The sequence below is a fragment of the Pseudomonas sp. Pseusp11 genome, assembly GCF_047304405.1.
GTDB lineage: Bacteria > Pseudomonadota > Gammaproteobacteria > Pseudomonadales > Pseudomonadaceae > Aquipseudomonas.
Window position 1 is genome coordinate 1 of the sequence record NZ_JBGLZF010000013.1, and the last position, 16,088, is coordinate 16,088.

A 16,088-nucleotide genomic window follows, 5' to 3' on the forward strand; every position below is an offset into this window, starting at 1 on the left:
AACTGTGTCGCCCCCACCCCCTTGACCCCCCCCCACGGGCCCCCACCTATCAAATTTTTTTTGTGTTTACAAAAACCCACCGGGGCCGCCACCCCCCCCCCCGCCTCGAGAATCCAGCACCTGCGGGGTAAGCCGCCAGGTCATTTGGACGAGCCTGTACAGGCTCGTCAGATCAATTTTTGCACATCCAGTGCGTGCAGCTTAGCCAGTAAATCTCTTGGGCTGACTTGTTAATGTGGCGAGGGGGCTTGCCCCCGCTGGAGTGCGGAGCACTCCCAAAATCTTCAACCACTTACACATATTATCGAGTGTAACGCTTTGCGACTGCTGCGCAGTCGAACGGGGGCAAGCCCCCTCGCCACAGCAAGCTCCCTCGCCACAAAAGCCTGCCGCACTCATGTCAGCTTAACCCCAGCTCACGCCAGATCCGCATGACCTGCCGTCGCTCATCCGCGAACTGGTCGCCCGGTATCACACCGGCATCCTTCTGCAAGGCCTCCCGGTGAGCGGCGGAGCGGTAGGCTTTATAAGCCTCACGCAACAGGCTGGCGTCTTCGGCGGGTATCAACCCTTCCTCCTCCAGCCCTTCCAGAATGCGGATATTGTCGGTATAGCGCAGCAATGACGGATGTGTTTCAGACCACGCCAGAGCCGCGTATTGCACCATAAATTCAATATCGACGATACCTCCAGCGTCCTGCTTGAGATCGAACGGCGCCGTGGCCTCGAAGGCATTTGCCGCCGTGCCCGCCGCAGTGCTCTTGCTGCCGAGATTATCGCGCATCTTGGCGCGCATCTCGCTGACCTCCTGGCGCAAGGTCGACAGGTCCCGCGATTTGGCCAATACCGTCGCGCGAACCTTCTCGAATGCCTGGCCGACATCCTGACTGCCCACCAGCACCCGCGCCCGCACCAGCGCCTGGTGCTCCCAAGTCCAGGCCTCGTTTTCCTGATACCGGGCAAACGCCCCCAATGAACTCACCAGCAAACCGGAAGCACCGGACGGTCGCAGGCGCATGTCCACTTCATACAACTGACCGGAGTTGGTCTGAGCCGTCAGCAAGTGAATGATCCGCTGCCCGAGCCGGGTAAAGAACTGCGCGCCGTCGATGGGTTTCGGGCCATCGGTTTCCGCTTGCGGATCCGCGTCATGGATGAACACCAGGTCCAGGTCCGAACTGTGCCCCAATTCCAGACCGCCGACTTTCCCGTAACCGACAATGATGAATCCAGGGTCGCACACGCTGCCGTCGGTGCGCAGCGGTGTACCGTACTTGGCCACCGTCTGGCGCCAGGCCAGGGCCAGCACTTGTTCGAGGATCGCTTCGGCAAGCCAGGTCAGGTAATCGCTGACTTTCATCAACGGCAGGCTACCGGCAATTTCCGAAGCAGCGACACGCAAGCGGTGCGCCAGTTTGAAATGCCGCAGGGCTTCCATTTGTTGTTCGAGGTCGTCTTCGGGAATCCGCGTCAGACGCTCGCGCAACTCGGCCGCCAGTTCCGGCGCCAGCGGCGGCTTAAATAGCCGGCCTTCGTTGAGCAATTCGTCGAGCAACAACGGGAAGCGCGTGATCTGTTCAGCAATCCACGGACTCGCCGCGCACAGTGTCAGCAGACGGCGCAGCGCACCGGGGTTTTCGGTCAGCAGCACCAGATAGGCGGAACGCCGCGCCACCGCTTCAACCAGTGGCAGCACGCGCTCCAGCACCAGATCGGGATTGGCGTGCTCCACGGCCTGGGCCAGCAAGCGCGGAATAAACGCATCGAGACGCTCCCGCCCCAGACGCTGCATGGCACGCAATTGCGGACTGCTGCGCAGACTGGCCAATGCTTTCAGCGCCTTGCCGGCATCGGCGAAACCGCCCTCTTCGAGTTGGCGGCACGCGGCTTCTTCGTCCTGGGCTTCTTCCCACAACGGCAGCCATTCCCCGCCGACCACCACTTCGCTCTCGGTGCCTTGCTCTTCATCGGGATCGGCAATCACCTGACCAAAGTGCCAGGCCACCCGGCCACGCCAGTACATCAGTTGTTCGTGGAATGCCGTCCAGTTGGCAAACCCAAGCATGAAGGCAATGCGCGCCTGATCCTGTGCACCGTCCGGCAACATCTGGGTCTGGCGGTCGGCAATCGCCTGAATCGCGTGCTCGGTGTAACGCAGGAATTCGTAGCCTTCGCGCAGTTCGCCGACCACCGCCGGCGGCAGATAGCCCTGCCCCTCCAGGGTGCTCAGTACTTTTAATAGAGGACGTTGTTGCAGGCTCAGGTCGCGACCACCGTGAATCAGCTGGAAGGCCTGGGCGATAAACTCGACTTCACGGATGCCGCCAGAACCGAGCTTGATGTTGTCGGCCATGCCCTTGCGCCGGACTTCCTGCTGGATCAACTGCTTCATGGTGCGCAGCGCTTCGATGGCCGAGAAGTCCAGGTAACGCCGGTAAACGAACGGCCGCAGCATCTCGAGCAACTGGGCGCCAGCCACTTGATCGCCAGCCACCACCCGCGCCTTGATCATCGCGTAGCGCTCCCAGTCACGGCCCTGATCCTGGTAATACTGTTCCAGCGCATTGAAGCTCAGCACCAGAGCGCCGGACGAACCGTAAGGCCGCAAGCGCATGTCGACGCGGAACACGAAACCGTCGACAGTCATCGGGTCCAGCGCCTTGATCAGACGCTGGCCGAGGCGAATGAAAAATTCCTGGTTATCCAGCGAGCGTTTAACGCCGACGGTTTCGCCACCCTCGGGGTAGGCAAAGATCAGGTCGATGTCCGACGACAGGTTCAGCTCCACCGCGCCGAGCTTGCCCATGCCGAGGATGACCATCTGCTGCGGCTCGCCGCTGCGCCGCCCGGTGGGCACACCGAACTGCTGGCAATGCCGCGAGTACAACCACTGATAGGCCTGATCGATACTGGCATCGGCCATGTCCGAGAGGTCGCGACAGGTCTGCACCAGATCGGCCTGGCGAGTCAGGTCGCGCCAGATGATCCGCACCTGATGACGATTACGCTGGCGGCGCAGGGCACGGCCTAGCTGGTCGTCGGTTTCGGCGGCGCTCACCGCCGTGGCGATCTGTGCGCACAACTCGCCCGGCGCCAAGGCACGGTCCAGTTCGCCGGACTGCACCAGTTCCAGCAACATCAAAGGGTCACGCAGACTCTGTTCAATCACAAAGTCGCTGGCAGCGGCGACGCGAGCAAATTGCGCCCAGCGCTCAGGCGTCCAGGCAGACAGGCCATGGTCATCGGGAAGAACCCCGACCGTCGTACGAAACGACTGCTCGGCGCGGGTGACAAACGACAGGAGCCCATCGGGCAGTTCGGCAAGCGAAGGGAGGCTCATGGTCTATCCTTGATCGGCGTGTGAAGGGCTGCATGTAGTGATTCGTGAAAACACGCTACGTGACTGACTGTCGAACAAAGGTTAGAAATAGCTGAAATTTCTTTATTTTTGGCAGCGATCATCAAGCTTCCACCTTTTTCGATTGGCAAAAGACCAACCTTAACGATTATTCTCACAACGCAGCCGGAGGCCACAAGCCAATCATCTGTAGTTTTACTACTCGTCTATACATTCGAAAGGCTGAAATGCCCGAAGATTTGTAGTAAAACTACACGCCGCCGGAACAACCTATCGGCAATCCAAGAATTTATATCGTCTGCCCACAAGGCCAGTCGCAAACTCAGGCAACCGATTCTGGAAGCCTTTCCGCCCTGGAGCAAGCCATGCAAGACCTCGATCCCGTCGAAACCCAGGAATGGCTGGACGCCCTGGAATCGGTTCTCGACAAAGAAGGCGAAGACCGTGCTCACTATCTGATGACCCGTATGGGCGAACTCGCAACCCGTAGCGGTTCGCAATTGCCTTACGCCATCACCACGCCATACCGCAACACCATTCCCGTTACCCACGAAGCACGCATGCCTGGCGACCTGTTCATGGAACGCCGCATTCGCTCGCTGGTACGCTGGAACGCGATGGCCATGGTGATGCGCACGAACCTGAAAGATTCTGACCTGGGCGGTCACATCTCCAGCTTCGCCTCCAGCGCAACCCTGTACGACATCGGCTTCAACTATTTCTTCCAGGCCCCGACCGACGAACACGGCGGCGACCTGATCTACTTCCAGGGCCACACCTCGCCAGGCGTTTACGCCCGTGCATTCATGGAAGGCCGCATCACCGAAGACCAGATGAACAACTTCCGCCAGGAAGTCGACGGTCAGGGCCTGTCGTCCTACCCTCACCCATGGCTGATGCCTGACTTCTGGCAGTTCCCGACCGTATCCATGGGTCTGGGTCCGATCCAGGCGATCTACCAGGCACGCTTCATGAAGTACCTGGAACACCGTGGTTTCATCCAGCCAGGCAAACAGAAAGTCTGGTGCTTCCTGGGCGACGGCGAGTGCGACGAGCCGGAATCCCTGGGCGCCATCTCCCTGGCCGGCCGCGAAAAGCTGGACAACCTGATCTTCGTCATCAACTGCAACCTGCAGCGCCTCGACGGCCCGGTTCGCGGCAACGGCAAGATCATCCAGGAACTCGAAGGCGTGTTCCGCGGTGCTCAGTGGAACGTGACCAAAGTCATCTGGGGCCGTTTCTGGGACCCACTGCTGGCCAAGGACGTCGACGGCATCCTGCAACGCCGTATGGACGAAGTCATCGACGGCGAGTACCAGAACTACAAAGCCAAAGACGGCGCGTTCGTGCGTGAACACTTCTTCAACACGCCAGAACTCAAGGCGATGGTTGCCGATCTGTCCGACGACGAGATCTGGAAACTCAACCGTGGCGGCCACGACCCGTACAAGGTCTACGCGGCGTACCACGAAGCGGTCAACCACAAGGAACAACCGACTGTCATCCTGGCCAAGACCATCAAAGGTTATGGCACCGGTGCCGGCGAAGCGAAAAACACTGCGCACAACACCAAGAAAGTCGATGTCGACAGCCTGAAGTTGTTCCGCGATCGTTTCGACATTCCGGTCAAGGACGAAGAACTGGAGAACCTGCCGTTCTTCAAACCGGAAGAAGGCAGCGCCGAAGCCCGTTACCTGGCCGAGCGCCGTACCGCACTAGGCGGTTTCGTACCACAGCGTCGCGCCAAGAGCTTCAACATCCCGACTCCTCCACTGGACACCCTCAAGGCGATCCTGGACGGCTCGGGCGACCGTGAAATTTCCACCACCATGGCTTTCGTGCGGATCCTCGCGCAACTGGTCAAGGACAAGGAAATCGGCCCGCGCATCGTACCGATCATCCCGGACGAAGCCCGTACCTTCGGTATGGAAGGCATGTTCCGTCAGTTGGGCATCTACTCCTCCGTCGGCCAGCTCTACGAGCCAGTCGATAAAGACCAGGTGATGTTCTACAAGGAAGACCAGAAGGGCCAGATCCTCGAAGAAGGCATCAACGAAGCGGGCGCCATGAGCTCCTTCATCGCTGCCGGTACTTCGTACTCCAGCCACAACCAGCCGATGCTGCCGTTCTACATCTTCTACTCGATGTTCGGCTTCCAGCGTATCGGTGACCTGGCCTGGGCCGCTGGCGACAGCCGTACCCGTGGCTTCCTGATCGGCGGCACCGCCGGCCGTACCACCCTGAACGGTGAAGGCCTGCAACACGAAGACGGTCACAGCCACCTGCTGGCTGCCACCATCCCGAACTGCCGCACCTACGATCCAACCTACGGCTACGAGCTGGCGGTGATCATTCAGGACGGCATGAAGAAGATGACCGAAGAGCAACAGGACGTCTTCTACTACATCACCGTAATGAACGAGTCCTACCAGCAGCCAGCCATGCCGGCCGGTGCCGAAGAAGGCATCAAGAAAGGCATGTACCTGCTCGAGGAAGACACCCGCGAAGCGGCGCACCACGTTCAGCTGATGGGCTCCGGCACCATCCTGCGTGAAGTCCGTGAAGCGGCGAAGATCCTGCGTGAAGAGTTCAACGTCGGCGCCGACGTATGGAGCGTTACCAGCTTCAACGAACTGCGTCGCGATGGCCTGGCCGTTGAACGCACTAACCGTCTGCACCCTGGCCAGAAGCCTAAGCTGAGCTATGTGGAAGAGTGCCTGAACGGCCGTAAAGGTCCGGTCATTGCCTCTACCGACTACATGAAGCTGTTCGCTGAACAAATTCGTCAGTGGGTCCCGTCCAAGGAATTCAAAGTCCTGGGCACCGATGGTTTCGGCCGCAGTGACAGCCGCAAGAAGCTGCGTCACTTCTTCGAAGTAGACCGTCATTTCGTGGTGTTGGCAGCCCTGGAAGCCTTGGCTGACCGTGGTGACATCGAACCTAAAGTGGTGGCTGAAGCCATCGCCAAGTTCGGCATCAACCCGGAAAAACGCAACCCACTGGACTGCTGAGGAGACACTCTGTGAGCGAACTCATTCGCGTACCTGACATCGGCAGCGGTGAAGGTGAAGTAATTGAACTGTTTGTGAAGGTCGGCGACCGTATCGAAGCCGATCAGAGCATCCTGACGCTGGAATCGGACAAGGCGAGCATGGAAGTGCCTGCGCCTAAGGCCGGCATCATCAAGAGCCTGAAAGTGAAGCTGGGCGATCGCCTGAAAGAAGGCGACGAACTGCTGGAACTGGAAGTCGAAGGTGCCGCTGCGCCAGCCCCTGCGGCTGCCGCTGCGCCAGCTGCCAAAGCTGAAGCCAAACCGGCTGCCGCACCTGCGCCGGCGGCGCCTGCTGCCGCGCCGGCTGCAGCCAGCATTCAGCAAGTGCACGTGCCGGACATCGGTTCGTCGGGCAAGGCCCAGATCATCGAGATCCAGGTCAAGGTCGGCGACACCGTCGAGGCTGATCAGTCGCTGATCACCCTGGAATCCGACAAGGCCAGCATGGAAATCCCTTCGCCCGCCGCTGGCGTGGTCAAGGCCATCAGCGTCAAGCTCAACGACGAAGTCGGCACGGGTGATCTGATTCTGGATCTGGAAGTGGCGGGTGCTGCGGCCCCTGCTGCTGCCGCTCCCGCCCAGGCTGCTGCGCCTGCTGCCGCTGCTCCGGCGCCAGCCGCCTCGGCTCCGGCTGCACCGGTTGCCGACAGCGTTCAGGACATTCACGTCCCGGACATCGGTTCGGCTGGCAAGGCCAAGATCATCGAAGTACTGGTCAAGGCTGGCGACACTGTTGCCGCCGACCAGTCGCTGATCACCCTGGAATCCGACAAGGCGAGCATGGAAATCCCATCGCCTGCCGCTGGCGTGGTGGAAAGCGTTTCCATCAAGCTGGATGACGAAGTCGGTACCGGCGACCTGATCCTGAAGCTGAAAGTCAAAGGCGCGGCACCTGCTGCAGCTCCGGCTGCCGCTGCTGCGCCGAGTGCTCCAGCGCCTGCCGCTGCTGCTCCGGCTGCCGCCGCTCCTGCTGCCCCGGCTGCTGCTCCTGCCAAGCCTGGCGCGAAAGTTCACGCCGGCCCTGCCGTACGTCAACTGGCCCGCGAGTTCGGCGTCGAGCTGAGCGCTGTCGGCGCCAGCGGTCCGCACGGTCGCATCCTGAAGGAAGACGTTCAGGTTTACGTCAAGGCCATGATGCAGAAGGCCAAGGAAGCTCCGGCCGCTGCAGCTGGTGCAACCGGCGGCGCGGGCATCCCGCCGATTCCGGTCGTCGACTTCAGCCGCTTCGGCGAAATCGAAGAAGTGCCGATGACCCGCCTGATGCAGGTCGGCGCTGCCAACCTGCACCGCAGCTGGTTGAACGTGCCGCACGTGACGCAATTCGACTCGGCGGATATCACCGAGCTGGAAGCGTTCCGTAACGCCCAGAAAGCCGTTGCAGAGAAGGCCGGCGTCAAGCTGACCATCCTGCCGCTGCTGCTCAAGTCCTGCGCACACCTGCTCAAGGAACTGCCGGATTTCAACAGCTCGCTGGCACCAAGCGGCAAAGCGATCATCCGCAAGAAATACGTGAACATCGGCTTCGCCGTCGACACCCCGGATGGCCTGCTGGTACCGGTCATCAAGAACGTCGACCAGAAGAGCCTCCTGCAACTGGCCGCCGAAGCTGCTTCCCTGGCTGAAAAAGCCCGGACCAAGAAGCTTTCGTCGGACGAGATGCAAGGCGCCTGCTTCACCATTTCCAGCCTCGGCCACATTGGCGGCACCGGCTTCACGCCGATCGTCAACGCGCCGGAAGTGGCGATCCTCGGTGTTTCCAAGGCAACCATCCAGCCAGTCTGGGACGGCAAAGCCTTCCAGCCGAAACTGATGCTGCCGCTGTCGCTGTCCTACGATCACCGCGTGATCAACGGCGCCGCTGCTGCACGCTTCACCAAGCGTCTGAGCGACCTGCTGGCGGACATCCGCACCATCCTGCTGTAACACCGACTGGCCCTCCCCTGGCGGAGGGCCAATCGCGTTCCACGTTTTCCGAGCGCCACGCTCGTACCTCAACCCCGTCGATTTGGCGGGGCTTTTTTTTGCCTGAAAAAAGCCCCCATTCGCACTTTATTCCTACATTCACGGCTTACGCCACCTACAACCCCAGTCCACTTCCGCCCGATATTTTTTTCCAGCCAATAACTAGGCTTAGTTGGGAGATTTCTTATAGAAACCTCGACGACTTAATCTGCTTAGTTAGCATTACCTCGAATGGATTCGAACATGTTCAAACCAACTGTCGGCCCAATTATCGGCCACACCACAACTAACCATGCGCGTATTTTCTTGCGCGGTGATCTACAGAACGATGCCTTGGTATTTGCGGGCATCCGTTATCGACGCACCGGTGAGCAATATTGGTCCAAAGGCGTATTTGCAAAACTGACCGTCTTGCGCGACATGTCCGATGTGATTGCACTCAACGATCTGGCCACCGACACCGACTATGAGTACCAGGCAGGCTGGTTCAGCCCCATGAGCCCGGTGCATACCGTGGAGACGGTTCAGGAACTGCCGCTGCAATGGCCACGGGAGATTTACCGCTTTCGCACGCAGTCCAGCAAAACCACCCAGCCCCGGGCCTATATCGTCGGTTCGTGTCGTTACCTGCGAATGACCGCCGGCATTGCGTCAGCCCCACAGTTGGGCGACCGGATTTTTGCCTCGATCAACAGCCTGGCGGACAGCGCCGAACCGCCCATCAGCGCCATGCTGATGACTGGCGACCAGATTTACGTCGACGACTTGAACGTCGTGGCCCCCGACCGGGAATACCAGGACATTCTCAAAAAATACCGCACAGCCTTTTCCCAGCCTCATATTTCCAAGTTAATGTCGGGCATGCCGACTTATATGATCCTCGACGACCATGAAATAGAAGACAACTGGCCCGCCAATAAAAGTAACGCCGATGATTACTTATACAAAAATGCCATTGCAGCATATGAGTTATATCAAGCCAGTCACAGCCCCACGCATGAACTGCTGGCCAATGGGCAAGTAAGCAAAAGACTGGAGCAGTATTGGTATCAGTTCTCCGAGGGTGATATCGGGTGGTTTGTCACCGATAGCCGGACGCGACGCAATCTGTCGGCCAACGACCGGCGTATCCTTGACGAAGAACAGGAACAGGCGCTGCTCAAATGGCTGATCAATAGCCCGGCCCGGGTCAAATTCGTGGTCACCAGCGTCATGTTCTATCCCGACCGCAAACTAAACGGCGATGACGCCTGGAAAGCCTTCCCGGAGCAACGCCTACGGCTGCTGGAGACGATTCGTACACGCGGTATCAAGAACGTCCTGTTCATTTCCGGCGATGTCCACGGCTCCCTCACCAGTCGCCTGATCCACAGCGAGAACCCGGATTTCGAAGTCCACACCATCGTGTCTTCACCGCTGTGCAACAGCAAGCTGCTGCCGTATGCCAAGGCATCGACTTTCATCCTCGATCAAGCCCTGGCCCGAACAGCGGCGGGCGACTATCGGCATGAACTGACCAGCGAGGTGATCAGCCAGGACAATTTTGCCCATCTGGTCGTCGAGGCCGAACAGGTTCGCGTCAATTATCACGATCGGGATGGCAAGCCATTGCAGTCGATCAGCATCAAATTGCGTTGACCCTTGGAAAAGATCGCAGCCTTGCAGGAGCCGCCGAAGGCTGCGATCTCTTGATTCACAGCATTACTTTTCGGCGCCTCGTTGAAGAATTCTCCACGTCTGCCGACATATTCTTATAGCACTTGGCCTTCATGTCTCTTGTCAGTCGGTGTCGCAATGATGCAACCTTGCCGCAGGCAACAGTAAAGAGGGCGAGAGCCCGGCGCGATCAGCATATTCGAAGCGAGTTTCCCTCAATGAAAAGCCAACCCGATGCCGCCAGCCGTATGGTGGCCGAGGTAGTGACGCAGTTGCCTGTGCCCTCGCGGCTCGGCATGCTGCGTTTCGAACGGCTGAATGAACCAAGCTGGGCGCTGCTGTTTCTCGATCCCAATTGCGAACGACAGTTCGGCCTGCCGGCGGTGGAGCTTTGTGCTCTGGTCGGCTCGCCCTACGCCAGCCTGATGGAACCCGAAGCGCGCTATCAACTGCATGACACGATCCAGCAGCAACTCACCGAAAGCCCGCATTACCTGATCCGCTACACCTTGCACACCGCCGCAGGCGTTCTGAGCCTGCTGGAACTGGGCGAAGCCTACAAACAACACAATCGACACCTGTTGCGCGGCTACCTGATGGTGGTGGACGGCCTGTTCGACGGCGAACCGTTGCTGCCGGCGCTGGATCTGGAAACCCAGAACTCACGCCTGCAAATCGCCCTGGAACTCAATCAACGTGCCCAGCAGGAACAACTGCAGCACCTGGACCGAGTGCGCGCCCAGCAAGACCTGATCCTGCTGCTGACCCGCCAGCGCTACAGCACCAACAATTCCTTGCAAGAAGCTGCCGAACTGATCACCCGTAGCGCCTGCGACATCTACGAAATCGACTGCGCCAGCCTGTGGAACCTCGATGGCTCGCTACTGACGCCGATCTCGGCCTATCACCGCGCCACCCGGGGTCGCCAACTACCGGCGCCGATCGACGCCAGTGGTTTTCCCGATTACCTCGACGCCTTGCACACTGGCCGCGCCATCGACGCCCACAACGCCATGCGCGACCCACGCACCCGGGAAATCGCCGAGCACCTGCGCCCGCGCGACGTCAACGCCATGCTCGACGCCAGCATCCGCGTCGATGGCCAGGTGGTCGGCGTGCTCTGCCTGGAACAGATCGGGGCGACCCGCGCCTGGCAGTCGGATGAAATAGCCTTTGCCGGCGAACTGGCGGATCAATTCGCCCAAGTCATCAACAACCACAACCGCCGCACCGCCACCAGCGCCCTGCACCTGTTCCAGCGTGCAGTGGAGCAAAGCGCCAACGCCTTTCTGCTGGTCAACTGCGACGGCGTGGTGGAGTACGTCAACCCAAGCTTTACCGCGATCACCCAGTACACAACCGAGGAAGTCCACGGCCAGCGGCTGTCGGAACTGCCGGCGCTGGAAAACCTCAGCGAGCTGCTGTTCGACGCTCCGTCGGCGCTGGCCAAGAGCAACAGCTGGCAGGGCGAGTTCAAGAGCCGGCGTAAAAACCTCGAACCCTACTGGGGCCAGTTGTCGATTTCCAAGGTCTACGGCGACAACCGCGAACTGACCCATTACATCGGCATCTACGAAGACATCACCCATACCAAGCTCGCCCAGCAACGAATCGAGCGCCTGGCTTACACCGATAACCTGACCAACCTCGGCAACCGTCCGGCATTCATCCGCAACCTCGACGAGCGCTTCGCCCGAGACAGCGATACGCCAATCAGCCTGCTGCTGGTGGACATCGACAACTTCAAGCGGATCAACGACAGCCTCGGCCACCAGACCGGCGACAAACTGCTGATCAGCCTGGCCCGGCGCCTGCGCAACAGCCTGAGTTCGAGCGGCAGTCTGGCGCGTTTTGCCAGTAACGAATTCGCGGTACTGCTGGACGACACTGACCTCTCGGCGGGCCAGCAGGTTGCCAATCAATTGCTGGCAACCCTCGACAAACCGATGTTCGTCGACAACCAGTTGATCAGCGTCACCGGCTCCGTGGGCCTGGCCTGCGCGCCGCTGCACGGCCGCGACCCACAGACGCTGATGCGCAACGCCGGCCTGGCGCTGCACAAGGCCAAGGCCAACGGTAAACACCAGGTGCAAGTGTTCACCGAAGCGCTGAATGCCGAGGCCAGCTACAAACTGTTCGTCGAAAACAACCTGCGCCGCGCCCTGACCCAGAACGAGCTGGACGTGTTCTACCAGCCCAAGCTGTGCCTGCGCAGCGGTCGCTTGCTGGGCATGGAAGCGCTGCTGCGCTGGAACCATCCGGAAAAAGGCATGATCCGCCCGGACCAATTCATCAGCGTGGCCGAAGAAACCGGCCTGATCATCCCGATCGGCAAATGGATCGCCCGCCAGGCCTGCCGCATGAGCAAAGACCTGACCGCCGCTGGCCTGGGCAACCTGCAAGTGGCGATCAACCTGTCGCCCAAGCAGTTCTCCGACCCGGACCTGGTGGCGTCCATCGCCAACATCCTCAAGGAAGAAGCGCTGCCGGCGAACCTGCTGGAGCTGGAGCTGACCGAAGGCCTGCTGCTGGAAGCCACCGAAGACACGCACTTGCAGCTCGATCAGCTCAAGCGTCTGGGCCTGACCCTGGCGATGGACGACTTCGGCACCGGTTACTCGTCGCTCAGCTACTTGAAAAAATTCCCGATCGACATCATCAAGATCGATCGAAGCTTCATCCACGAAATCCCGGACAACCAGGACGACATGGAAATCACCTCCGCCGTGATCGCCATGGCCCACAACCTGAAACTCAAGGTCGTGGCTGAAGGCATCGAGACTGCCGAGCAACTGGCCTTCCTGCGCCGCCACCGCTGCGACGTCGGCCAGGGCTACCTGTTCGACCGACCGATCCCGGGCTCCGAGCTGATCGAAAAGCTCAAACGCTACCCACGCGGCCCAATCGCCTGACAGCGACGTAACACTCGGGCAAACTGGCAGTCTGTATTTACATCTCAACCTGACTGAGAGGACTGATCATGGTTCTGCGCTCGGAAATTCTGGTGAACAAAAACGTGCTCCCGACTAAAGAACAAGCTCTGCCTGGCCGCGAAACCCCGATCAAGGTTCCGGAGAAACACTTCGTCAACGGCAACCCGCTGCTGGGTCCGTTTCCGGGCAACGTAGAATTCGCAATCTTCGGCCTGGGTTGCTTCTGGGGCGCGGAACGCAAATTCTGGCAGCGCGAAGGCGTGTTCAGCACCTCGGTCGGTTACGCCGGCGGCTTCACGCCGAACCCGACCTACGAAGAAGTCTGCTCGGGCCTGACCGGGCACACCGAAGTGGTGCTCGTGGTGTATGAGCCGGAAAAAGTCAGCTATGAACAGCTGCTGAAAATGTTCTGGGAACTGCACAACCCGACCCAGGGCATGCGCCAGGGCAACGACATCGGCACCCAGTACCGCTCGGTGATCTACTGCACCAAACCGGAACAACTGGAAGCGGCGAAGAACAGCGCGAAAGTGTTCCAGGCAGAATTGACCAAGGCTGGCAAAGGCATCATCACCACCGAAATCGACGAAGCCCCGACGTTCTACTACGCCGAGGCGTATCACCAGCAGTACCTGGCCAAGAATCCTGAGGGGTATTGCGGGATTGGCGGTACTGGCGTGACGTGCCCGATCTAAACCCCAAAAAGCAAAAGATCGCAGCCTCGTTTCACTCGACAGCTCCTACAGAGAAATGCATTCCGTTGTAGGAGCTGTCGAGTGAAACGAGGCTGCGATCTTTTGATCTTGCTTGTCGATTGACCCTATTCGGCAATCAACCAATCCATCTGCCAGCCACCCTGGGTCTGCCCCAACTTCTTGGACAACCACGGCAGCAACTCACGCAATTCCTCTTCCAGCCCCCACGGCGGATTGGCAATCGCCAACCCCGAACCGTTCAGGCTGTTCGGCGTATCCAGCGGATGCACCAGCAACTCCACCCGCAACAACTTAGGCGCACCCGTGCCGGCCAAGTCCTGATAGAAGCGCCGCAACGCCCGCTGATCCTTCACCGGATACCAGATCGCCGCCACCGTCTGGCGCATCCGGCCAATCGCCTCCTTCAACGACGCGGCACAACGCTGCATCTCATCAAGCTGTTCGAACGGCGGATCGATCAACATCACCGCCCGCTTCTCCGGCACCGGCAACAGCGCACGCGGCACATGCCAGCCTTCGCCCAGGTGAACCTTCACCCGACGATCGCCCTTCATGTTGTCCTTGAGCAACACACCGTCTTCCGGGTGCTTCTCATTGAGCAACACGCGATCCTGCGGCCGGGTCAAACGCCGCGCCAACTCCGGCGACCCCGGGTAATAGCGCAACTGGCCATCCGGGTTCATCTCGTGCAACACCTTCATGTAATCGGCGGTCAGCGCCGGCAAATCCGGCTGATCCCACAACCGCGCGATGCCTTCCAGGTACTCACCGGTACGACTGGCCTGATCGCCCTGAAGGTCATACAGACCGATGCCGGCGTGAGTGTCGAGATAAGCAAACGGCTGCTCCTTGCGCGACATCAAGGCGATGAGGCGAGTCAAAGTCAGGTGTTTGAACACATCGGCGTGATTGCCGGCATGGAAGGCGTGACGATAATTCATGGCTGCTCCTGCGAAGGCCGGGAAGTTTACCCTGTACGGCGCAGGACGTCAGGGGTTCGCGGCTGAGCGGGCAAGTACAACCCCAATACCGCGCCAATCCATAAACCCTGTGGCGAGGGGGCTTGCCCCCGTTGGGCTGCAAAGCAGCCCCAAAATATCCAGACCACCCCATAACCTGTGGCGAGGGAGCTTGCTCCCGCTCGACTGCGAAGCAGTCGCCAAACCAAACCACTCGGTACAGCTGACAAAACGGGATTGCAGGTTTTGGGGCTGCTACGCAGCCCAACGGGAGCAAGCTCCCTCGCCACAAAAGCCACTCGACGTTATTCCGAAGGCCGCGCCCGCAACCGCCGCCCCACCACATCCAGCACATCCAGCACATCACACCCATCACGCAATGAAATGGCACAGAGCAAAGCAAAATCACTAAGAATGAAGGATTCGCACTCGACCGAACCTCGCATGGACATGTTCTCAAGCACCTGAGTAACTGCGCGAATTCGATAGCTGGCAGTGTCGGTCAAGATATCGAGCGGCGCGTGGGTATCGACGAACAGGGTGGGCATGTCGGTGCAGTTGCCGGTTAGGGCCATGAAGCGGCTTTTTGGGTGGGGGATTGGTTTTTCGTAGGGTGGATCGGGTGTAAATGTTTTCATTTGAATTGCTCCAAGGAAGAAATGGAGCTGCCTTAGGCCTTCCTACAGGCTAGGGTGGCAGCTATGCACGGGGTAGGAATATCGAGACCCTTAGAGCAAAACTCGACCACGCCGAAGCGTGCCCGCGCATAGCCGCCGCAACTGATCTTACGGACGCACGTTAACGGCCGCAAACCAAGCATCGACGCCAATGTAGCTCTAACGGTTTCGAAGGGTTCCTACACCCTGCCACTGAATTTTCAGTGACCACCAGAGACTATCGATGGAGCTCATTTCACACCAGTTCATGGAAACCGCTAGGACTTGAAGGAAACTTCCGACGACCTTGCCCAGAAATTTCGCAGGATGTACGACGTCCATGCAATTAACCAACAGCCGTCCAAGTGGATTGATCTTCGAGACTGGCTTTTTGAAGGTCGTCTTTCCACTCAACAGTTGCCAAGCGAAAAATGTCTTCAAAAAATGCCCTGGTATCTTTCATCTCATCCCACCCATCAGGAAATGATGAATACGCCTCAGGGTCATACTTCAGCAGTGATTGGAAATCATAATTTTTGTCCTGAAGAGCTTCCTCCAGACATTTGTAAAGTAAAAATCTCTGCCTATATGATCGCTTTCTAGGGAGGCAGTATTTGAGAATTAGCTCCTCCCTGTCCGTCGGATCATTAGGATCGAACCTCTCTAACTCCTCACCAAGAGTCTCTTCACGATCATAAATATCAAAACACCCCAAAAAATATGAAGGTGTCGGTATATATGGCTGCTGAGTATCAGGATCAATAAACATAATCTCCCTCACTTGATCGGGTATAAC

9 protein-coding genes are annotated in these 16,088 nt (G+C 59.1%); 5 read left to right on the forward strand and 4 right to left on the reverse strand.

Features of this window, described 5'->3' with window-relative positions:
* Nucleotides 1-400: 400 nt before the first annotated feature.
* Nucleotides 401-3,340 (reverse strand): bifunctional [glutamate--ammonia ligase]-adenylyl-L-tyrosine phosphorylase/[glutamate--ammonia-ligase] adenylyltransferase, encoded by a 2,940-nt coding sequence (gene glnE / locus ACCC96_RS12740; protein WP_413696015.1) that lies wholly within the window; start codon nt 3,338-3,340, stop codon nt 401-403.
* A 383-nt stretch (nt 3,341-3,723) separates the two neighbouring features.
* Between glnE and aceE the strand changes: the two genes are divergently transcribed.
* From aceE to msrA, 5 genes are all read left to right on the forward strand, one after another.
* Nucleotides 3,724-6,369: a pyruvate dehydrogenase (acetyl-transferring), homodimeric type gene (gene aceE / locus ACCC96_RS12745; RefSeq protein WP_019650741.1), complete on the forward strand. Its 2,646-nt coding sequence runs from the start codon at nt 3,724-3,726 to the stop codon at nt 6,367-6,369.
* A gap of 11 nt (nt 6,370-6,380) precedes the next feature.
* Nucleotides 6,381-8,333: a dihydrolipoyllysine-residue acetyltransferase gene (gene aceF, locus ACCC96_RS12750; RefSeq protein ID WP_413696016.1), complete on the forward strand. Its 1,953-nt coding sequence runs from the start codon at nt 6,381-6,383 to the stop codon at nt 8,331-8,333.
* Nucleotides 8,334-8,615: 282 nt separating this feature from the next.
* A complete protein-coding gene (locus ACCC96_RS12755; protein ID WP_413696017.1) occupies nt 8,616-10,010 on the forward strand; it encodes an alkaline phosphatase D family protein in 1,395 nt (464 codons plus the stop codon).
* A gap of 236 nt (nt 10,011-10,246) precedes the next feature.
* Nucleotides 10,247-12,940: a putative bifunctional diguanylate cyclase/phosphodiesterase gene (locus tag ACCC96_RS12760; protein WP_019650744.1), complete on the forward strand. Its 2,694-nt coding sequence runs from the start codon at nt 10,247-10,249 to the stop codon at nt 12,938-12,940.
* Between the two features lie 68 nt (nt 12,941-13,008).
* On the forward strand, nt 13,009-13,656 hold the full coding sequence (gene msrA, locus ACCC96_RS12765) for a peptide-methionine (S)-S-oxide reductase MsrA (RefSeq protein WP_018928566.1): 648 nt from the start codon (nt 13,009-13,011) through the stop codon (nt 13,654-13,656).
* 125 nt (nt 13,657-13,781) lie between these two features.
* On the opposite strand, the gene ACCC96_RS12770 is transcribed toward msrA, so the two are convergent.
* The 3 genes from ACCC96_RS12770 to ACCC96_RS12780 form a co-directional block, all read right to left on the reverse strand.
* A complete protein-coding gene (locus tag ACCC96_RS12770) occupies nt 13,782-14,618 on the reverse strand; it encodes a 23S rRNA (adenine(2030)-N(6))-methyltransferase RlmJ (protein ID WP_204123919.1) in 837 nt (278 codons plus the stop codon).
* Nucleotides 14,619-14,941: 323 nt separating this feature from the next.
* Nucleotides 14,942-15,274, reverse strand: coding sequence for a hypothetical protein (locus tag ACCC96_RS12775; RefSeq protein WP_413696018.1), 333 nt, complete (start codon nt 15,272-15,274; stop codon nt 14,942-14,944).
* Between the two features lie 364 nt (nt 15,275-15,638).
* Complete coding sequence (locus ACCC96_RS12780) at nt 15,639-16,061, reverse strand: hypothetical protein (protein WP_204123920.1); 423 nt, start codon at nt 16,059-16,061, stop codon at nt 15,639-15,641.
* Between the last annotated feature and the right edge of the window lie 27 nt (nt 16,062-16,088).